We start from the raw sequence: 20,515 nt of genomic DNA, 5'->3' as shown, positions 1-20,515 counted from the left end.
TTCTAAATTTGTGGCTTTTATGTCATTCTGGCTAAAAAAATATCTAATTTAATCGTAAACAGATGACGCGAATAGCGAATTAAGCCTGACAATAGAAATACGGCTATGTTACCTCCTGATAAATTGCAGTGACACACTTAACGACTACTAGGCATGGACTTCACAGACTACCTTCTTTAAATAGTGGTGAAGATCGACTAAGGCTATTTGCTGGCTCGGCAAATTTGCCACTTGCCCAAGAGATTTCCCGTTATTTAGGTATCGAATTAGGGCCTATGGTGCGAAAAAATTTCGCTGACGGGGAAGTCTATGTGCAGGTGCAGGAATCGATTCGGGGTTGTGATGTTTATCTGATCCAACCAACCTGTCGCCCTGTTAACGACCATTTGACTGAATTATTGATTATGATTGATGCCTGTCGTCGGGCTTCGGCAAGGCAAATTACTGCGGTCATGCCCTATTACGGCTACGCGCGAGCCGATCGCAAAACCGCAGGACGCGAGTCAATCACTGCAAAATTAGTTGCCAACTTAATTGTGCAGTCTGGAGCCGATCGCGTGATTGCCATGGACTTACATTCGGCACAAATTCAAGGATATTTTGATATACCTTGCGATCATGTCTATGGCTCCCCAGTTTTATTTGACTATCTCAATGAGAAGAAACTCCCCGACTTGGTGGTAGTTTCGCCAGATGTGGGGGGAGTTGCGCGGGCGCGGGCTTTCGCCAAAAAACTAAACGATGCACCTTTAGCGATTATCGATAAACGTCGCCAAAGCCATAACGTGGCTGAGGTGATGAATGTCATCGGTGATGTCTCAGGTAAAACTGCTGTCCTTGTCGATGACATGATCGATACTGCTGGGACAATTTATGAAGCGGCAAAGCTCCTGAGAAAGGAAGGTGCGCGTCAAGTTTATGCCTGTGCCACCCATGCTATTTTTTCGCCGCCAGCGATCGAACGTTTGTCCAGTGGCGTGTTTGAAGAGGTCATCGTAACTAATTCCACCCCAGTCAGACAAGAAAATTATTTTGATCAATTACGGGTACTATCGGTTGCCGACTTGTTAGGTGAAACAATCTGGCGGGTTCATGAAGATACCTCGGTCAGTAGTATGTTCAGGTAGCGATCGCCCCTCGTTATTTTGTCTAGCCCCATCTTTTGTCGGGTAAGGGCTTTCCCAATCTCGATTAGTTGCAAAAAATGTACATTCTGATACAAATTGCAATTATGTAGTAAGTTTAAGTGAGAATAATCGTATCTACTTCTAGATTAACTTTCTAAGATGTCACCTGCCTTTACCAGTTCACGAAGGTTTGCTCCATCTTCAAAGAGTTAATTGTTTGAAGGATATATACATATTTAGAGCTGTTTGTATCTTCATTTTGTATATTAGATGAAAGCTAACATAAACTACTCCAATTGATTGTGTGCTGGCATACTTTCCGAAGATCTAGCATTTCAAGTTACAAAAAAATAGTAAAGCTATTTTTGTAACTTGAAATAATCATGAAATTTAGGTTTTAATTCACTAAAGCCTTGGCAGACTTTAGTGAGTTGATATAATTCCTATCTTTGAGATTTGGTTGTGAGGATTGCAGCGTTTTATTTTTGGTTAAAAAAGAGGGTGTATAAGATTGGTAGACCGTGCTCTTGTTGAAGTCTTTCGCGAAATGAATGGGGGAATGTTCCCCCCCATGACAGAAACGTTTGAACGCGGTAAGACGATTTTTTTTCCTGGCGATCCTGCGGAACGTTTTTACTTTTTGGTAAAGGGAGCGGTAAAACTTTCTAGAGTTTACGAGGCAGGTGAAGAAATTACAGTTGCGCTATTACGCGAAAATAGTGTTTTCGGTGTGTTGTCTTTAATTACTGGCAATCGCTCCGATCGCTTTTATCACGCTGTAGCATTTACCCCAGTGGAGTTGCTTTCAGTACCCATCGATCAGGTGGAGAAAGCGCTGAAAGAAGATCCCGAATTACCGATGGTATTGTTACGTGGCTTATCGTCACGGATTCTGCAAACGGAAATGATGATTGAGACGCTTGCCCATCGCGATATGGGATCACGGTTAGTCAGCTTTTTATTGATTCTTTGCCGCGATTTTGGAACGCCCTCGACCGATGGCGTGACGATCGACTTAAAATTATCCCATCAGGCGATCGCCGAAGCGATCGGTTCGACAAGGGTCACGGTGACAAGATTACTTGGTGACTTAAGAAAGCAAAAGATGATCGCCATTTCCAAAAAGCGAATCACAGTTCATAACCCCATTGAGTTAGGTCAGCAATTTGCTTAGAGATATTTGCCCTAGAGATATTTGCCCTAGAAATATTTGCATAGAGAGATTAAGTAACTGCGCGAAATTACATCTAAAACCCAATGTCAAAACCAAAACCTGTGGCGTACGCACCGCTTGTGCCACAGGTTTCTAATCTGGATTTTAATTATGCCCAGCTACTGAGAAACTATAGGAATTGCAATAACATATCTAGTTTCTAATCTAATTGTTGATGCGTTAAGCTGTTTATAGAAAACATATAAAGAAAAATATCTAAAAATGTACGGAACTTTAAAGATAGTCTGGTCTGTTATCGCTATTTGTTTAGTGATCCTAATCTTATTACATAGTCCAAAAAGTGATGGTCTGGGCGGCTTTAGCGGTCAAGCCCAATTGTTTTCAAGTACCAAGAGTGCGGAAACAGCTTTAAATCGAGTAACTTGGTTCCTAACCGCAGCTTTTTTGGGATTAACTGTAGTTCTCAGCGGTGGGTGGTTTAATCCCCCCACTGTGGCAGCTCCCGCAACAACTCAAGTTGCCCCTGCGCCTAAGACTGCTCCTGCACAGTCAATCCCCTTAAATTTGCCTGCGGCGACTCCCGATAAACCTTAATATTCGCTTTATCAAGAGCAGACCTTGTCCACTCTTGAGGACAAAAACAAACCTAATAAGAGAATGGCTGTGCTTTGCACAGCCATTCTCTTAGGGTTACGCTGATATATAGCTATCACCAAATGTACTAGGACATAAACCCCAAGAATTGACTGGCGGCGCGAAGCGCCGCCAGTCAATTCTTGGGGTTTTAGACTTGGCGATAGCTATATATACCCATTGGTGAGTTAAGCAAGGCGAGATCGACCTGTAAAAATAGATCCTCAGGATTAGCGGAATTTGTAATTACCACATCGGCAAGTTCAATTTTTTCAGACTGAGACATTTGACTGGCGATTCTTTGAATTGCTTCAGTTTCTGATAAATGACTGCGGCTCATGAGTCGCTGCAATTGTTGCTGGGGATCGCAAGCGATCGCCCAAGTCTCTGTTACCAGAGTTTCCATATGGGCTTCAAATAACAGAGGGATTACCATTACGACCGTAGATGGTTCTCGACTTTTGGCTTCAGAAATTAAGCATTCCCTTACGTAGGGATGGATTAAGCCTTCGAGCCATTGCAACTCGCTAGCGCTATCAAAAACGATCGCGCCTAACTTACGGCGATCGATATTGCCCTGATCGTCGAAGATTAATTTTCCATAGCGTTCCTGTAACTTTCGTAAGCGATCGCCAACTAAAGCGCTACGAGCATAGAGATCGGCATCCAGAATTGGTAATCCATAGGTATCGCGCAAATAATCGGAAACCGTAGTCTTGCCCGTAGCAATACCTCCTGTGATGCCGATAATTCGCTGTTGCATATGTTTTAATTCTGTTGGGCAATGTCTAGGCTATCCCAAGCATCCCTAAATTATCCTACTTCTAGAAACTATGCACTTCACCAATCTCCTTGGATTTATGGCTGCATCCCTGACGACCTTTGCCTTTTTGCCCCAAGTCGTCCAAGTTTGGCGATCGCGCTCGACTAAAGATATTTCTTTGCCAATGCTGGTTACTTTTATTTTGGGTATCACCCTCTGGCTGATCTATGGATTATTGGTCGAGGCTGCACCCATCTATATGGCTAATGGCATCACACTTTTGTTAAATCTGATCATTTTACGATTCAAGCTCAAGTATGGATAAACTAGGGAAGAGATTACTGCTCCTCATTAGCAATCCTCCTCCAATTCATTAGTTTTAATATGACCTCTCTTAATGTCTTCTTCTCCAGCTATTTATCACCCTTTTTCTCTCAATATTTTTCCCACTTTGTCATGTTGGGCTTGATTTTACTTTTTGCGATCGCCCATAGCGGCTTAGCAGCTTTACGCATTAGGGCAGAAGAACGCATAGGAGCGAGGTTGTATCGGGTACTATTTGCGCTGACTAGCATTCCTTTGGCGGTGGTACTGTTCATTTTTTATTTCAACCATCGTTATGATGGGTTGCAGTTATGGGATTTTCGGGGAATTACGGGGCTGCATGAATTCGTGCTGGCGCTTTCAGCGATCGCTTTTATTTTTCTCTATCCTGCCACCTTTAATTTGGGAGAAGTTGCCGCGATTCAAAAACCCCAAGTCCATCTATTTGAAACAGGGATTACCCGTATCAGCCGTCATCCGCAACTCATTGGTATGACACTTTGGTGTATTGCCCATACGCTTTGGCTGGGAACATCCTTTGCCCTGACGACAGCGATCGCCCTAGTAAGCTATCACTTGTTCGCAGTTTGGCATGGAGATCGACGTTTATTTAAGCGCTATGGGGATGAATTTCTAGCCCTCAAAGAACGTACTTCGGTCATGCCATTCCTCGCGATCGCTCAAGGTCGCCAGCAACTAGTCCTTAAGGAATTTATCCGTCCTGCCTATATGGGAGTCGCAATTACGGTTGTACTATTTCGATGGCTGCATCCAATCGTGATTAATGCTTCGGCAAATATAAATTGGTAAAAGCTAAAGAGCATAACGCCCGCTAAGCGAGCGTTATGCTCTTTAGCTTATTAACATGAGTTCGGGATAATTTGAAACGGGCTTAGAGAAAGGGTTTGCGTAGCAAACCCTTTCTCTAAGCCCAAAAGTAAAAGCCTTGCGTAGCAAGGCTTTTACTTTTGGGCTTTTAAAATTTGCCAGTTTAAACCGAACTGAAGTTTTATACCAATTCCCAAAAGTGTGGCTACACTTTTGGGAATTGAAAACTAAACCCAGTAAGGGTTTTAAAATTACAAAATGGCGTAGCCATTTTGTAATTTGGTATTATTAGTAAACTGGCAAAGTAAACCGAAAACAACTTCCTTTTTTGCCGATCGCATCGTCAACCCAGATCCGACCATAATGCGCCGTGATAATCCGACGACAGAGGGAGAGCCCGATACCATAGCCGTCAGCCTCATCATCCCGTTCTAAGCGATAGCGCTCCTCAAATACGCGATCGCGCATTTCCGCAGGAATTCCAGGACCATTGTCCGTAATACTAACCTCAATTTTTTGTGAGGTACGGTGCATCACGGTAAGCTCGATTTTTCCACCTTCAGGAGTATATTTCGTAGCGTTTCCCAATAGGTTGATTAAAACTTGACGAATTTTTTCTTGATCGATATATACGGGCGGTAAATCGGTAGGGATATCTTTTACCAATTTTTGCATTTTCCCTTCCAAGCATTTGTGGAAGTAAAAATCACTGACGACACTATGACAAAGCTGATCGAGTTGAATCTTTTGCCTTTGGGTGCGAAATTGGGCATTTGCCCCCCTTCCCGCTTCGAGAATATCCGTAATCATATTGTCGGCATCACGGGCTTTATTTCTCGCGTGCTTGAGGAGGCGAGAGATCATTTGCGGGTCGATTTTGTCACCACTTTTTTCGATCGTATCGATCGCTAATAAAATGGCGGTTAAGGGATTTCTCAAGTCATGGGCTAGCATTCCCAGCACCCGATCTTTAAACCGAATTTGTTCCTCAATCTCGGCTTTTTCCTGAGATAACCGAAACACATCATCGGCAAGATGTGCAACCTCGCTCATATAGTCGATATTTTGGGCAAGTTCGGGAGGATGATTCGTGGTTTGGTCGAGTACCTGTTGTTTCCAAGTATCCCAACAATTCCCCAGTTGCTTGAGAATATTTTTCCCTGCGATCGTTTGGCGTGGTAAAGGTGATAACTTCAGCAAGGCGGGAGACATTACCACTTTAAAGAGCTCGGCAAGTTGAGGCTGACTGGCGACATTGATAATTTGCAACTCGGATCGACAATCGCGCTCGCTATGCAAAAATTCCTCCACTTCCTTGACTAAATCTTTTGCCTTAGGGCGATCGTCAATAAATAGTAGGAGTTGCAATGTTGATTCAGGTAATGTTGAAACAGTCCTCATTTACTTTCGGACTCGCAACGAATTTTTAAGATATTCTTAATAATTATATTATTGTTCTCATGCATTTACCTCAACAACGATGGCAGATTTTCTCACCTCAAACCGATTTAGCGATCGCAATTGCCAACGCCACAGGACTTTCTCCCATAATCGCGCAGGTTTTGCTAAATAGAGGCATTAATACCCCTGAAACTGCCAAAGTTTTTCTCGATCCCGAACTTGCCAATTTGCCCGACCCCAAGCAAGAATTTCCCGATTTAATTGCCAGCATTGATCGCATCGAGTATGCGATTAAAAACGGTGAACGCATCACAATTTGTGGCGATTATGACGTAGATGGCATGACTAGTACGGCTTTATTGATCCGTACCCTCAAATTGTTAGGGGCGATGGTGGAATACGAAATTCCCAGTCGCATGACGGAAGGCTATGGGATAAATATGCGGATTGTCCGCGATTGTCACGATCGCGATGGGAAATTAATTATCACCGTGGACAATGGGATTGCCGCCTATGAGGCGATCGCCCTTGCAGAATCCTTAAATATTTCTGTAATTGTTACCGACCACCATGAAGTGCCCGAAGATCCTAGCAAAATCCCCCCCGCAACCGCCATACTCAATCCTAAATATCAAGTCGATCCGCATTCTCCCTATGCGGCGATCGCTGGTGTTGGAGTCGCCTATATTTTAGCGCTGGAATTGAGCGATCGCTTTGGTAAACGTGCCGAGTTAGAAAATCCATTGCTGGAACTATTTACCCTAGGGACGATCGCTGATTTGGCATCTTTAACGGGAATCAATCGCCGACTTGTCAAAAAGGGCTTGCGCTTGCTGTCCCAATCTAAGGTAATTGGCATTATTGCCCTGATTAATGAAACGGGAATTGCCAAAGATAAACAAACGGGGATGAAGCCCGAAGCGATCGGGTTTGGTTTGGGACCCCGCATTAATGCGATCGGCAGGATTGGCAATCCTCAAGTCATTATCGACCTCTTAACCTGCGAAGAAATGGGACAGGCGATCGCCCTTGCCCAAGAATGCGAAGCAACTAATAAAAAACGCCAAGATCTCTGTAAAGAGATCGAGGAACAAGCGATCCGCTATATCAACCAAAAACGGGCTGAAGGTTTTGACATCACCCAAGAACGGGTTTTGGTAATCGTAGATCGTGATGTCCAAGCCGACTTACCCATTGCCAAACAGACGGGCTGGCATCACGGGGTAATTGGCATTGTTGCCTCGCGCTTAGTAGAACGGTACGGTGCGCCTGTCTTTATCGGCAGTTATGAAGATAGTCACGACATGGAGGATCAAGAGAAGGAAGTATCGCCAAATCCGCAAGAAGCGCCAAACCATCAAGGGGACACAGTACGTTTCTCCGTAAGAGGCATTCCCGAATTTCATGTTTTCCATTCCCTCGAATATATCGCTCCCATTCGGAATAAGGGTGGCGGACATAAGGCGGCAGGAGGGTTTACCATTCCTGCGGAGAATATGGAAAAGTTACGCCTAGGGCTGCGGGAATTTGTCGATCGCGAAAATATTTTGCCCAGTCATATCATGCCCTTCATTCAGGTGGACGTACTCGCCGAACTGAGCGATATTTCGATGTCCCTGCTGCAAACCTGCGATCGCCTGCAACCCTGTGGGCTCGGCAATCCCGATCCCGTGTTTTATAGCCAAAATGTTCGCGTTATCTCTCAACAAACTCGCGGAAGGGATAAAGTTAAACATCTCTCTTTAGAGCTGGATACGGGCAACGGTAAAATTAAGGCGATCGCTTGGCGCTGGGGAGAATATTGCCCTATCCCCAATCGTGTGGATATCGCCTATAAGCTAAGGGCTAATCAGTGGCAAGATACTACTTCCGTAGAATTAGAAATCGTAGGTATTCGTGAAGTGGGCAATGGAGATAATTCTCAAATTGTGCTTAAACAAATTCCATTACTCTATAAACCCGCACCGATAATTACCAAGTTTCCCCAATGGGAAAATCTCAGCGAAGCGCCAAGACCTTTACCTCGTCCATTATTACTATATGGTTGCGATCGCCCAGCCGATAAGTTTCAAGGTGATGTCGATTGCGATCGCCCCTCGCGCAATAAAAAGTACGCAGCAGTTGTTCTATGGACTTTACCGCCATCATTCACCCATCTCCAATGGCTAATCGCTACCGCTAAACCCGATTATATCTATCTCGGTTCCCATATTCCTTCAGTACCTTCCATCGATCAATTTCGCCATCAAATTCAGTCCCTCAATTTAGAGAATATCAATATTCTCAATCTCCTAGATTTAGCCCAGCAATGGTGGATTTCGCCCAGTGCGATCGTCTCGGCTCTGCGCGAACTTGGCTATATCTGCGAATTTCCACCGACATTACCCCTTGATGGCGAACTCCTCAGAATGCAGAAATGGTATAGCATTGCGATTAATAAAATTGCAGCGTTATTTGTACAAAATTAGTCGCGTTGGATAAAGAGAAATTTTATAGTAGTACAGTATACGCGATGTGCAAATATTCTTGAGCTATTGCTCTGAGGTTGTTTAAGCTACCGAAAATTTAAACTACTCATTAATGTAGTACGAGAAATCACGGCTTTCAGACTTTTAGTTGCACATCGCGTACCATTATATGTATACGTTACTATTTTACAAAATATATTTGGTTTGTTTGTTCATGACAAAATAAGTGAAAATGCCAATTAGCCATAGTAAAAGCTACAATATAATTTGTAAAATGTTTGACATGCGTCGATACTTCTGAATTTATTTTACTTGGTAAAAACGATGGTAGCTATTAGTGAAATCGTCAAAAATGGAATTGTATTTGACATGAAAAATTGGGGTAATGATCGGTCAGGAATTAGTGGCTTATCAGAAAATATTGATCGCTTATTTACACTTTTACAAGAACGCGAGATCAATTATTTACTCGTTGGTGGTGTTGCCTTACTGAGTTATATTGATGGGCGCAACACACAGGATATCGATCTGATACTCTCTCAAAAAGATCTCATCGCACTTCCTGAGTTAACAGTTGCCGATCAAAATCAAAACTTTGTTAGAGCAACTTTTGATAATCTTCAAGTAGACCTTTTACTGACTCAAAATACACTCTTCAAATACATCGCCAAGAAATGTACCACCTCAAGGCAATTTGGCGATTTGAATGTGCGCTGTGTCACTGTAGAAGGTCTCCTAATTCTCAAACTTTATGCATTGCCTTCTCTTTACCGACAAAATAAATTCGATCGAGCCAGCATTTACGAAAATGATATTCTTTTGCTACTTCTCAAATATCCTACAGAATTAAAACCAATTTGGAAGTTATTGCAAAAACATTTACTGCCCAGTGACATCAACGAAATTCAAGAAATTACTACTGATATCCAAAAACGTATTCAGCGCTTTCGATCTAGATAAGTCAAGCAATCTTATAGCTGCCGCCAGTTTTGTTAGAACAAAATCAAAACGCCAAAGAGAGTTGCCGCGCTCCGCACGGCAACTCTCTTTGGCGTTTTATGTCCTGATACAGTTGGCGGCAGCTATATCTCACAGAATAAAAGAGAGGGTGGGCGCTACGCGCCCACCCTCTCTTTTTTGTTAACTATTTCGATTCTGTGAAGTCAGCATCGATAACATCGTCATCGCCACTAGCAGCATCCTTAGTACCATCTTGAGGTGCAGCACCTTCAGGAGCTTCCGCACCACCTTGCTGATAAACCGAGGAACTGAGAGCGTACAACGCTTGCTTCAATTCTTCAGTTTGAGCAGAGATCGCTTCATGGTCATCCTTAGCGATCACTTCGCGTAGAGACTTGACCAAACCTTCAATCTTGGTCTTCTCAGCATCAGGAACCTTGTCTCCAAGATCCTTAAGTTGCTTCTCAGCTTGGTAAGCAAGAGAATCGGCTTGGTTTTTAGCTTCAATGCGATCGCGCTTTTCCTTGTCAGCGGATGCATTACGCTCAGCTTCATTCACCATGCGCTCGACTTCATCCTTAGGCAAGGTGGAAGCACCAGAGATAGAGATGGTTTGCACCTTACCTGTTCCCTTATCCTTAGCAGTTACTGACAATAGCCCGTTAGCATCAATGTCAAAGATAACTTCGATTTGAGGTACGCCACGAGGAGCGGGAGGAATACCATCGAGACGGAAAGTTCCGAGACTCTTGTTATCGTTGGACATTTCCCGCTCACCTTGGAGAACGTGAATTTCCACATTACTTTGTCCGTCAACGGCAGTCGAGAAGACTTCCGATTTCTTAGTAGGAACAGTGGTATTTCTTGGGATAATCTTGGTCATTACGCCACCCAAGGTTTCCACTCCAAGGGATAGAGGTGTAACGTCAAGCAACAAGATGTCCTTAACTTCACCAGCCAATACGCCAGCTTGGACGGCTGCGCCGATCGCCACAACTTCATCGGGGTTAACGCTTTGGTTGGGTTCCTTGCCCAGAATCTTCTTAACCACATCCTGAACCGCAGGAATACGGGTAGATCCACCCACAAGAACAACTTCATCAATCTTGGACTTGTCGATCTTGGCATCGCGGACGGCTTGCTCAACGGGAATGCGGCAGCGATCGATTAGATCTGAGCAGAGTTCTTCAAACTTAGCGCGGGTCAAGGTGGTATCTAAGTGCTTAGGACCATCTTGGGTAGCAGTGATAAAGGGAAGATTGATTTCAGTTTGAGTGACACTAGAAAGTTCGATCTTTGCCTTTTCAGCCGCTTCAGTCAAGCGTTGTAAAGCTTGCTTATCTTTGCGAAGGTCGATACCTTCAGCAGCTTGGAATTGGCTCGCCAAGAAATCTACGATCTTCTTGTCAAAGTCGTCACCACCAAGGTGAGTGTCACCACTGGTAGACATTACTTCAAATACGCCATCGCCCACTTCCAAGATCGATACGTCAAAAGTACCGCCACCAAGGTCAAATACGAGGATGGTTTCGTTAGTCTTGCTATCTAGTCCATAGGCTAAAGCTGCGGCGGTAGGTTCGTTGATGATGCGGAGAACTTCCACACCAGCAATCTTACCCGCGTCCTTGGTTGCTTGACGCTGAGAATCGTTGAAATATGCGGGAACGGTGATAACGGCTTGGGTAACGGTTTCGCCCAAATATTTGCTAGCGTCATCGACCAGCTTACGCAATACCTGCGCGGAAATTTCTTCGGGTGCAAATTGTTTGCTAGCGGCTGGAGCGTCAATCTTGACGTTTTCGCCCACCTTCATAACTTTGTAAGCGACTTGCTTGGATTCGCCGCTAACTTCGTCATAACGTCTACCGATAAAACGCTTTACAGAATAAAAGGTGTTATCAGTATTCATAACTGCTTGGCGTTTGGCAATTTGACCAACCAAGCGATCGCCATTTTTAGCATAGGCAACTACGGATGGTGTGGTACGGAAGCCTTCGGCGTTTGCAATCACCGTTGGCTTGCCCCCTTCCATGACGGCGACGACTGAGTTTGTCGTACCTAAGTCGATTCCAACTACTTTAGCCATGAGGCTTCCAACTCCTAAGTTTTGTTAATCTTTTATCTCATACAAGATTAGCTACTTTTCCCGATTAGCACATCAGGGGGACTCTACCTAATCTGGTAGGGTTTCCCGTACAAAGGGCTTAGCTGTTGGTTGTTAGCTGTGGCTTCCACCAGTTTTAACCTGACTGCAAATTTTGCATGGCTCTCTGCGCGTAGTAGCGCATTTCTTCAGCCCTCCGCCATAGCTCTTGTCCAGTATGTAAATGGCGATCGTCAAAATTTAAAGTGAAATAATTTAACTCCTCAATGCCATCACTAATGGCATTGAGACAGTGGTAGAGATAGCTGGCTATGCCTGCGGCGGATGCGGGGTTAGGAATAGATCTAAAGAAAATCTGGGCCTTAGCATAGGAGCCTCGACATTCATCAATGTAGTCCTCAAAGTCTTCCATGAGTCCATCGTCATAGGGATCGTCGGCAAGGGCATCGATCTGTTCGTCAAGACTATCGATGATCCCCTCTAGCAGATCGACGATCGGTTCGTAGACTTGTTTGCTCCAACGATCAATTTTTTGATCTTCATTAAGATGGGTTTCTCGCTTGGTCGGTGACTTTTGGGATCCCTGCGAGGAACCACTAGGATTGTGTTTAATACCAAGGCTACGATCGTAATGGGCGCGAGATTGAGGATTGCCGAGAACTTCATAGGCGAGGTTAATCGAGGCGATATCATCGTGATTATCGAGATGATGATTGCAATCAGGGTGAAATTCTTTAACCAATCCACGATAGGCAGATTTGACCTCGGCAGGAGCAGCATTGTAGGCAATTCTCAGTGTTTTGTAATGATTTACTTGTTGGGTGCGATCGCTTGTCCTTGCCATGTCCTTCTGATTTGTCTGCGAATATAGTAATTTGCTGATGCTTTTATGCTGAGATGCTGAATCTTCAAGGATTCTGATTTTTTTGAACCGTTATTTTGAAGCAGAGCAAAAATTTTCTACTAAGCACCTATTAAGCATTTTGTAGGGATATTTAGCGATCGTCAACCACTTGACAGGTAAACCTACTCCTTTCCCAGTCAAGAAATAGCGGTGCGGGGCTTTGCCCCGCACCGCTATTTCTTGGTTTTATATGTCTATTTCTTTAGTGGGAAGGGAGTAGCTGTCAATCCTTGCTTTATAGTCAAGTAATTAGAGTTACGCTATAGCTTTATTTTTGAGATAACTATTGCTAAAGTGATCGCGCATCTGGTAATATTGCAAAGGATTAAATTCGCTGGTGTAGCTCAGTTGGTAGAGCAACTGATTTGTAATCAGTAGGTCACGAGTTCGAGTCTCGTCCCCAGCTTACTTTTCATGTCTAAAAAAACCTAAAAAGCCTTGCATCGCAAGGCTTTTTAGGTTTTGAAAAATAAATAATAGTACCTAATACTAACCAATCGACGCTGTTTTTTAGTCATAATTTTAGTCTAGGCAAATATGAGCATCGAAATTGGCGGGAAGATCGCCCAAGCGAACAGGAACTAAAGAAAGGCGATTGCGAATATAGCGATCGCCCTCTTTGTATAGATTAGGCTACGAAGCTAGAGGGTGAACTACCAGACGCTGATGCTCCGAATACAGCACTGGCTTCCTGATTCACTAGGATGAGCTTTCTATATCGAAATATAGCGAGTCTTATCGTCCCTCCACAGGCAGAAGTCCTAGTTCCTAAGACCTATATTTTCCTTGCAACACGTCCCTTTAGTTTGGTTTTTACTTTGGGAGTTAGTGGTCAAGATATGCTTATTTTATCATGGATTCGCTAGCGCTCAATTTATTTTCTGGTTCGTTTTCATCCCGTCACCCATCCTGTAAACGGATAGGGTGCGGGACTTCCCACTCACATTAGTTAAAAGTATGGAAGAGTTATTAGAACTGAAGGGATTTTTACTAAATGGCAATATCTCCGATGCGTTGCTGTTGGTGGAGGAGATGACAGAGATGAGCAAGGATGACAAGCTGAACAAGATTTATAGCTTTGGCAAAATCTTGCTACTCAATCTGATCAAACAACGTGCCGAAAATCGCACTACGCGATCGTGGGATCTTTCAATTAAAAATTCGGTACAAGAAATTCAGCGTACTAACCAACGGCGTAAGGCTAAAGGAAATTATTGCGAACCTTCTGAACTGCGCGAGGCTTTGGAAGATGCCTATGACATTGCGTTAGATGCTGCCGCGGGTGAGGCGTTTGGTGGACATTATGAATCGGCTGAGTTGGGTGCGATGGTCGATCGCGATCGCATAATTCAAGAGGCGATCACATTAGTTTCTGGTAGCTAAGATAAAATCAAAATATTGGTAGAACGTTGGTGTAAATATGGAGCCAGTTTCTTCTCTAATTGTGGGTTTGTTGCTAATTGTTGGCACTGGTTCTCTAACTAAAGTTGGTGAAAATATTACCGATGAGACATTGAAATTAGCGCGATCGCTTTGGTCAGTCCTCAGTCATAAAGCTCCAAATACGCAGACGGTAAAAGCGATTAGTGCGGGTGAAGATTTTGATGCTCGACAAGCGGTAATTGATGTAGAGGCGATCGCGGATGATCCTGAAGTAACGAAGTTATTGGAGCAGGTGCGATCGCTATTATCCAGCAATCAAGAACTAGCGGCTAAGGTTGAGGATCTGGCAGCACAGGTTAAATCTGAAAATATTCAGGTAGTGGCTAGGGACTTTGAGGCGGATGCATTGGAGGCTGAGGTCGAGCAGAAAATATCGTCAACTGAGTCTAAGGCTGTTAATCAACAAACTGGTTTTGATAATGTGAAGATTAAAGGTAAGGCTACGATCAAACTCAATCAGCAAATTAATTAGGTGATTACTATGCTCGAAGCTCAAGATTTACGACCTTTGCTCAAAGAGTTATTGCGTGAAATGTTTACTCAGGAGCGTGATCTGTTGGCTGAGTTGATTTATGAGGTGATGGAAGATGTGGCGATGGCTAGGGCGATCGCTGAGGGCAAGGATAGCGAAAATGTTGATCGAGATGAAATTTTTGCATTACTAGAAGGCTAAGTATGCAGGTTGAGTTTCGTAAGACTTTTAAGCAGGATTTGCGTGATATTAAGGATCAGAAGGTGTTAGCACGGATTCGTGCTGCGATCGAAGAGGTGGAGACTGCTAATAGTTTGCTTGCTATTGCAAATGTAAAAGCTATTCAAGGTCATGTTGGCTATTATCGTATCTGTATCGGTGATTTTCGGCTTGGGTTGTATTTAGATAAGGGTGTTGTGGCATTCGTGCGTGTTTTGCATCGCAAAGAAATGTATCGTTATTTCCCCTAAAAAAACTCCTTGAACTTATGAGCGATAAATATACTCAATCTGGAATTAGTGATTCGACTTTTGGCGATAACGCTCGAATTGAGATTAAGCAGGAAATTAACACGCCACACCAAAATCAAGCAATTCCTAGCAATGTGCGGCAGGGTTCCAAAAACTTTGTGGGACGAGAGGAAGAACTTGCGGAAATTCATGCAAAACTGCAAGAGGGTCAGGGCGTAATCGTCTGTGCGGTTGAAGGTATGGGCGGCGTGGGTAAGACTGAGATTGCGCTGCAATATGCGACTCGCTATCAACAGGAATATGTGGCGCGGTATTGGTTATCCTTGCGAGGTGGAGATCTAGCGCAAGAGGTGGTGAAATTGGCTAGTCCTTATCTCGACTTACCCGAAGCGATGCAAGCGGCTAGTCTAGACGAACAAGCAGCATGGTATTGGCAAAACTGGTTGCCTGAGACTGGCAAGTTATTGGTGATTCTCGATGATGTGCCAAAAGCGGAGAGCATTCCCGATCTGGCGATGCCGATCGATCCGCGTGTGCGGGTATTGGTAACAACGAGAGAACGGGAATTGAATGTGGGATTTGAGTCTGTGCCTCTGGATGTGCTGTCAGAGGAGAAAGCGCTGGAACTGTTAAGAAAAATAGTTGGCGCGGCAAAGGTAGATAAAGAACTTGTCACGGTCAAGGAGATTTGCAATACTCTGGGTTATTTGCCCTTGGGCATAGAGTTAATCGGTGAATATCTGAGCAAAAATCGCTTTCTGACTTTTTCCAAGTTACAAGCAAAGTTAAACCTAGCCGATGAATCGATTGGGCGAGAACGCAAGAATAAGTTATATGGCTATCGTGGTGTGGAAGCAGCAATCCAACTTAGTTGGGATGATATCAGTGTTGGCTCTCAGAGAGTGGCGATGTTGTTGGGGCTGTTTGCACCTGTTGAGATTTTGTGGGAGTTAGTGGCAGCAATTGGAGCAAAAGCCGAAATTACGGAAGCGGAACTCAATGAGGCAAGAGGGCAGTTAGACAGTTTGCATTTGATTCAACCAGTTGATGAAGAATGCAACTTTTATAAAATTCATACGCTAGTGCGCGAATTCTTTTGTGCCAAGCTATTAAAAGCTGAAGAAAATCATCAGTTTCGGCAAGCATTTGTAACTAGTTTGATTGGTATAGCTAAACAAATACCTCAATCGCCAACACAAGATCTAATTGCAAAGATAACTCCAGCTATTCCTCATTTAGATTTGTTGAGTCGCGAAATGCTGGGTGATATTCTCAATCTTGAAGAGGATTTGGTGTGGGCGTTCTTAGGAATTGCTTTTTACTATAATGGTCAAGGGCTATATGATTTGGCAATTCCACATCTAGAAAACTGCCTCAAATCTACGGAGTCATTATTAGGTGTCACTCATAGAGATGTTGCACTTACCATGAGCAACTTAGCCGCAAACTACATAAAAACAAGGCAATATCAAAGGTCAGAGACTCTCCTTCTGCGATGTATAGAGATTTATCAAAATACATCAAGAGAAGATGATCCTGAACTAGCACCAGTTTTTAACAACTTAGCCGCACTGCAAAAACAAAAGGGTAATTGGAACTGGGCTTTATATTATTATCAAAAGTCTCTTGTACTTATTGAGAAAAAGTGGGGAAATCAGCATATAAAGGTAGCCACTATCTACAACAATGTTGGAGGAGTTTATGAATCGCTATGTGATTATGAACAAGCTGAGACGTTTTTTGTGCTGTCGCTCAAAATAAGGGAAAGTTTTCTGGGTGCAGATCATCCAGATGTAGCACAAAGTCTTTGTAATCTTGCAGGAATTTACAGATTACAAAATAAACGTATCGAATCAGAAAACCTCTACATCCAATCAATTAAGATAAGAGAAAGTAAGCTAGGAATAGATCATGTTGATGTTGCTATTACCCTCAATAACCTTGCACTACTTTATTATGATTGGCAGAGATATTCTGAGGCAGAGTTTCTATTAAAAAAATCTCTTTTTATTAGGGAACGTCAAGTAGGAGCAGACCATCTTGATGTCGCCCAAAGTCTTAATAATCTTGCTTCACTGTACTACTTTCAAAAGAATTATAACGAAGCCGAACCGCTCTATCTGCGATCGCTTTCCATTAGGGAACGTCAACTAGGAGAAGACCATCCCGATGTCGCCACTAGTCTGGACAATCTCGCAAGTTTGTACGAGTTGCAAGGAAGATATGAGGAAGCAGAGCCACTCTATGTAAAAGCATTAGAAATTCTGGAAGTTTCGATAGGAATGGAACATCCAATTACACAAAAGTGTCGCGATAATCTTCAGTCTCTACGCGATCTACAAAACTAATGAATATGACTCCTAAAAGTATTGTGACTATTTATGATAAGCAAGGGCGTGATTACCAAATTGAAGTTAATGAGCAAGAGTCCATTCTTTCTCTCGAAGTTTATCGGTCGCTGCATGGACTGAGGGATATGGTCGGTCATATCAAGTGCAATTTTCAGTCTCCTAATGAAATGTTTCTAGCAGATATTCACTTTGAAGACAACATAGTCCGTACCCCACTAGGACGTATTTATGCATTTTTTCACCAAGAACCGAAAAGCTACCGCAAACTGGGACTAGGAACTGCCACGCTAAAATTTCTTATCAAATATATTAAGGAGAAAGGAATCAAAAAGCTTCATGGGTCAATAACTCAACGCGATCTTAATGCTAACCCGAAGCTAATCAAATGGTATCAAGACAATGGTTTTACAGTAGAAGCTCCAACGGCTGAAGAAATAGATAATAGTGTAGCCAGAATCTGTCTTTATCCTCAAAATCAAGGAAAAAGTTAAAAGGAAAAAGAAATGGCAAAAGATTTATTTCATGATGCAGTCAGAAATGCCCTAATCAAAGATGGTTGGCAGATTACAGAAGATCCATTATTTTTGAAAATAGGAGGCGTTGAACTTTATATCGATCTTGGAGCCGAAAAATTAATTGCCGCCGAACGAAACAACGAAAAGATTGCCGTAGAAATTAAAAGTTTCATCAATCCCTCATCACTCACGGACTTTCATCTTGCGATGGGACAATTTTTAAACTATCGAGTAGCATTAAAAGTAGGAGATCCAGAACGAAAACTATTTCTAGCTGTGCCAGATACCGCCTATCGCACATTTTTTCAAAAAGAATTTGCGCGTATGGTCATTGCCGAATATCAACCTGAAATCTTAGTTTACGATATTGAAAATGAGGTGATTGTCACATGGAAAATCTAGAGAAAATTGACAAATATCGCGCTATTATCAAACAAATCCTCAGCCAATACGCATCCTACAAACCCTCCTATGGCGATATTGAGATCCAAACCCTATTTGATACAGAACAGGATCATTATCAAGTTCTAGGCGTTGGTTGGAACAAAAAGGAAAGGATCTACGGTTGTTCCATGCATTTAGATATTAAAAATGGCAAAATTTGGATTCAAATCAACAATACCGAACTCGATATCGGTCAAGCCCTCGTCGAAAAAGGTGTACCAAAAGAAGATATCGTCATTGGTTTTCAGCCCGTTTATATCCGTCAAGTGTCAGGCTATGCGATCGCCTAATCACCACAAAAAACATCCGTAATTTTTAAAGCAGCCAAGCGATCGCGAATGTATTTTGGTATTAATTTAGGCGATCTTCTCCTGATGATATAATGCAGCTACTCAAAGAAAGTATCTTAGGCAAATAAAATATATGTATCAAGTTACAGTTGATTATGCCAAAAAGAACCTTGATGAACTATGCGATCGGGCTACAAAAGAATCTGAAGGTGTCGCAATAGTTAATGAAAACCGTAGCTATATTTTGATTGCTCAAGAAGAATGGGAATCACTCATGGAAACAGCGATGATTATGCAAACTCCTAATATTCTGCAACAAATCGAAATAGCAAGACAAGAATATTTGACAGGAGAAACTGTAAGCATGGAGCAGATCTTTGGATGAAAACCTACAGAATTGTTTTCTCTAAATAAGCCCAAAAAGACATAGACGAACTCACTCCTAAGCAGAAAAACAAGCTGAAAGAGATATTAGAAAACATCATTTCACCTAATCCTTATGTCGGCAAAGCTCTAAAAGGTGAATTAAAAGGCTTATATTCCTATCGTTTAAATCTTAAAGATCGACTTGTGTATGAAATCTACAATGAAGATTTAGTCATTTTAGTGATTCGTGCAAGAACTCATTATGGAGAATAGAAATAGGAAGACTCTCAAGAAAATGAGTTGTCACAACTTGAATCGCCTCCGCGATCGCCTCACGCTAAACCCTTCCCCGAAAACCAAGCACAATATTTTCAACATTCTCACCCTTAGCTAATCGCTCCATCACACCCGCAATCTCAATCCGAGTGTACTTAAAAGTTGGGCGATCGCCACAAACCCCCATAGCCCGAACAACATACTGCCCTAGCGGATAGTAGCTATAGGATTCGCCATTAATTATTTCAGTGACAAGCGATCGCATATAAACTTTTTCATCCAAAGATTTTAAAACAGTCATCTGTCAAACCAATACTAAACTTTCTTCTTGCCAATACCAAAGCCATATCTTTGCAATTATATCACGGCAAAATCGCGCCCAATCCAACATCATCCATCACGCCTCAGTTGGCTTCAATTAATCCAAAAGGCACTGTAAAATCAACTCAGCATCCAATTCATCGAGTAAGCCGACCATGACCATCAAAGAACAACTCCTTCAAGAAGTAGAAGCATTCCCTGATGCACTCCTAGCTGAAGCCCTCGACTTTGTGCTATTTCTCAAAACCCGTTACATCGATACCGAAATTACCGCCGAAGAACAAGAAGCGATCGCCGCATCTCAATCCGCCTATGAACTAGGAGACTATCTCACCCTCGAACAATACGCATCAAAGCAGGCATGAGCTATCAAATTATTATCCCCAAACCAGTTCAAAAACAACTAGATAGATTGCCAAAAACTCAACGCGATCGGGCAATTGCGGCAATGCGATCGCTTACTAATGAGCCACGACCAACTGGAGTCAAAAAACTCAAGGGCTATGATGAAACTTATCGCATTAGATTCGGCGATTATCGCGTCATTTATAAAGTTCAAGACAAAGAACTCATCATTCTGTTGCTAAGCGTTAGTCATCGCAAAGATGCTTACTAAATGTACGATAGATTTTCCGTACATCCGTAATTTTTAAAGCAGCCAAGCGATCGCAAGTGTATTTTGGTTTTGATTTAGGCGATCTCTAAAATATGTCTTGACCACAAGTAACATATAAGTTACTCTAGCACCTAGTATGAATCCCTAGAAAAAGTAAAAACGATATTAAACTAAAAAAACTCATTTTCTGTGATCACAAAAAATAGACATAAAAAATTCATTTTCTGTGATCACAAAAAATGAATTTATAGGGAGCTTACTTTTC

General features: G+C 42.7%; 24 protein-coding genes and 1 tRNA gene. 20 read left to right on the top strand and 5 right to left on the bottom strand.

The annotated features are described in order from the left end of the window. Nucleotides 1-128 precede the first annotated feature (128 nt). From PseudUWO310_RS12915 to secG, 3 genes are all read left to right on the top strand, one after another. Nucleotides 129-1,127 carry a ribose-phosphate pyrophosphokinase gene (locus PseudUWO310_RS12915; protein ID WP_142601862.1) on the top strand — a complete coding sequence of 333 codons (999 nt, stop codon included), beginning with the start codon at nt 129-131 and terminating at the stop codon, nt 1,125-1,127. A gap of 547 nt (nt 1,128-1,674) precedes the next feature. Next, complete coding sequence (ntcA, locus tag PseudUWO310_RS12910) at nt 1,675-2,301, top strand: global nitrogen regulator NtcA (protein ID WP_052017741.1); 627 nt, start codon at nt 1,675-1,677, stop codon at nt 2,299-2,301. Nucleotides 2,302-2,562: 261 nt separating this feature from the next. Then, nucleotides 2,563-2,895 (top strand): preprotein translocase subunit SecG, encoded by a 333-nt coding sequence (gene secG / locus PseudUWO310_RS12905; protein WP_055077671.1) that lies wholly within the window; start codon nt 2,563-2,565, stop codon nt 2,893-2,895. 190 nt (nt 2,896-3,085) lie between these two features. On the opposite strand, the gene coaE is transcribed toward secG, so the two are convergent. Continuing rightward, complete coding sequence (gene coaE, locus PseudUWO310_RS12900) at nt 3,086-3,697, bottom strand: dephospho-CoA kinase (RefSeq protein ID WP_142601859.1); 612 nt, start codon at nt 3,695-3,697, stop codon at nt 3,086-3,088. Between the two features lie 70 nt (nt 3,698-3,767). Between coaE and PseudUWO310_RS12895 the strand changes: the two genes are divergently transcribed. Beyond that, nucleotides 3,768-4,022, top strand: a complete 255-nt coding sequence (locus PseudUWO310_RS12895) for a SemiSWEET transporter (protein ID WP_055077237.1) — start codon at nt 3,768-3,770, stop codon at nt 4,020-4,022. Between the two features lie 59 nt (nt 4,023-4,081). Then, complete coding sequence (locus PseudUWO310_RS12890; RefSeq protein ID WP_263363434.1) at nt 4,082-4,831, top strand: NnrU family protein; 750 nt, start codon at nt 4,082-4,084, stop codon at nt 4,829-4,831. 306 nt (nt 4,832-5,137) lie between these two features. On the opposite strand, the gene PseudUWO310_RS12885 is transcribed toward PseudUWO310_RS12890, so the two are convergent. Further along, entirely contained in the window at nt 5,138-6,250 is a 1,113-nt protein-coding gene (locus tag PseudUWO310_RS12885) for a histidine kinase (RefSeq protein WP_142601857.1), read from the bottom strand. 59 nt (nt 6,251-6,309) lie between these two features. Between PseudUWO310_RS12885 and PseudUWO310_RS12880 the strand changes: the two genes are divergently transcribed. Then, on the top strand, nt 6,310-8,718 hold the full coding sequence (locus PseudUWO310_RS12880) for a single-stranded-DNA-specific exonuclease RecJ (protein ID WP_142601854.1): 2,409 nt from the start codon (nt 6,310-6,312) through the stop codon (nt 8,716-8,718). A gap of 324 nt (nt 8,719-9,042) precedes the next feature. Beyond that, nucleotides 9,043-9,678, top strand: coding sequence for a hypothetical protein (locus PseudUWO310_RS12875; protein WP_142601851.1), 636 nt, complete (start codon nt 9,043-9,045; stop codon nt 9,676-9,678). A gap of 184 nt (nt 9,679-9,862) precedes the next feature. Here PseudUWO310_RS12875 and dnaK read toward each other — a convergent pair whose 3' ends face one another. After that, nucleotides 9,863-11,764, bottom strand: coding sequence for a molecular chaperone DnaK (dnaK, locus tag PseudUWO310_RS12870; protein ID WP_055075671.1), 1,902 nt, complete (start codon nt 11,762-11,764; stop codon nt 9,863-9,865). Between the two features lie 154 nt (nt 11,765-11,918). After that, nucleotides 11,919-12,626 (bottom strand): J domain-containing protein, encoded by a 708-nt coding sequence (locus PseudUWO310_RS12865; RefSeq protein WP_142601849.1) that lies wholly within the window; start codon nt 12,624-12,626, stop codon nt 11,919-11,921. A gap of 393 nt (nt 12,627-13,019) precedes the next feature. On the opposite strand from PseudUWO310_RS12865, the gene PseudUWO310_RS12860 reads away from it, so the two are divergent. The 11 genes from PseudUWO310_RS12860 (at nt 13,020) to PseudUWO310_RS23940 (ending at nt 19,310) form a co-directional block, all read left to right on the top strand. Then, nucleotides 13,020-13,092 (top strand) — tRNA-Thr (locus PseudUWO310_RS12860). Between the two features lie 551 nt (nt 13,093-13,643). Next, entirely contained in the window at nt 13,644-14,069 is a 426-nt protein-coding gene (locus PseudUWO310_RS12855; RefSeq protein WP_142601847.1) for a DUF29 family protein, read from the top strand. 37 nt (nt 14,070-14,106) lie between these two features. After that, entirely contained in the window at nt 14,107-14,601 is a 495-nt protein-coding gene (locus tag PseudUWO310_RS12850; RefSeq protein WP_142601845.1) for a hypothetical protein, read from the top strand. A 9-nt stretch (nt 14,602-14,610) separates the two neighbouring features. Further along, complete coding sequence (locus tag PseudUWO310_RS12845) at nt 14,611-14,802, top strand: hypothetical protein (RefSeq protein WP_190316011.1); 192 nt, start codon at nt 14,611-14,613, stop codon at nt 14,800-14,802. 2 nt (nt 14,803-14,804) lie between these two features. Further along, nucleotides 14,805-15,071 carry a type II toxin-antitoxin system RelE family toxin gene (locus PseudUWO310_RS12840; RefSeq protein WP_142601842.1) on the top strand — a complete coding sequence of 89 codons (267 nt, stop codon included), beginning with the start codon at nt 14,805-14,807 and terminating at the stop codon, nt 15,069-15,071. Nucleotides 15,072-15,088: 17 nt separating this feature from the next. Beyond that, nucleotides 15,089-17,419, top strand: a complete 2,331-nt coding sequence (locus tag PseudUWO310_RS12835; RefSeq protein WP_223805648.1) for a tetratricopeptide repeat protein — start codon at nt 15,089-15,091, stop codon at nt 17,417-17,419. A 23-nt stretch (nt 17,420-17,442) separates the two neighbouring features. Next, nucleotides 17,443-17,913, top strand: coding sequence for a GNAT family N-acetyltransferase (locus PseudUWO310_RS12830; protein WP_190316010.1), 471 nt, complete (start codon nt 17,443-17,445; stop codon nt 17,911-17,913). Nucleotides 17,914-17,925: 12 nt separating this feature from the next. Further along, nucleotides 17,926-18,339, top strand: a complete 414-nt coding sequence (locus PseudUWO310_RS12825) for an element excision factor XisH family protein (protein ID WP_142601838.1) — start codon at nt 17,926-17,928, stop codon at nt 18,337-18,339. Beyond that, nucleotides 18,327-18,671: a XisI protein gene (locus PseudUWO310_RS12820; RefSeq protein WP_142601836.1), complete on the top strand. Its 345-nt coding sequence runs from the start codon at nt 18,327-18,329 to the stop codon at nt 18,669-18,671. The genes PseudUWO310_RS12825 and PseudUWO310_RS12820 overlap by 13 nt, the downstream gene beginning before the upstream one ends. Before the next feature lie 133 nt (nt 18,672-18,804). Beyond that, nucleotides 18,805-19,056, top strand: a complete 252-nt coding sequence (locus tag PseudUWO310_RS12815) for a type II toxin-antitoxin system Phd/YefM family antitoxin (RefSeq protein WP_142601834.1) — start codon at nt 18,805-18,807, stop codon at nt 19,054-19,056. 41 nt (nt 19,057-19,097) lie between these two features. Continuing rightward, nucleotides 19,098-19,310 carry a type II toxin-antitoxin system mRNA interferase toxin, RelE/StbE family gene (locus PseudUWO310_RS23940; RefSeq protein ID WP_223805651.1) on the top strand — a complete coding sequence of 71 codons (213 nt, stop codon included), beginning with the start codon at nt 19,098-19,100 and terminating at the stop codon, nt 19,308-19,310. Between the two features lie 64 nt (nt 19,311-19,374). On the opposite strand, the gene PseudUWO310_RS12805 is transcribed toward PseudUWO310_RS23940, so the two are convergent. Further along, nucleotides 19,375-19,614 (bottom strand): DUF433 domain-containing protein, encoded by a 240-nt coding sequence (locus PseudUWO310_RS12805; RefSeq protein ID WP_223805647.1) that lies wholly within the window; start codon nt 19,612-19,614, stop codon nt 19,375-19,377. Between the two features lie 175 nt (nt 19,615-19,789). On the opposite strand from PseudUWO310_RS12805, the gene PseudUWO310_RS12800 reads away from it, so the two are divergent. Further along, nucleotides 19,790-19,999 (top strand): DUF2281 domain-containing protein, encoded by a 210-nt coding sequence (locus PseudUWO310_RS12800; protein WP_142601832.1) that lies wholly within the window; start codon nt 19,790-19,792, stop codon nt 19,997-19,999. After that, nucleotides 19,996-20,250: a type II toxin-antitoxin system RelE family toxin gene (locus PseudUWO310_RS12795; RefSeq protein ID WP_142601830.1), complete on the top strand. Its 255-nt coding sequence runs from the start codon at nt 19,996-19,998 to the stop codon at nt 20,248-20,250. The genes PseudUWO310_RS12800 and PseudUWO310_RS12795 overlap by 4 nt, the downstream gene beginning before the upstream one ends. Nucleotides 20,251-20,515: the final 265 nt, after the last annotated feature.

Source organism: Pseudanabaena sp. UWO310, from assembly GCF_006861605.1.
Lineage (GTDB): Bacteria > Cyanobacteriota > Cyanobacteriia > Pseudanabaenales > Pseudanabaenaceae > Pseudanabaena.
The sequence above is the reverse complement of the archived record's forward strand: the minus strand, read 5'-3'. Positions and strand labels throughout refer to the sequence as shown.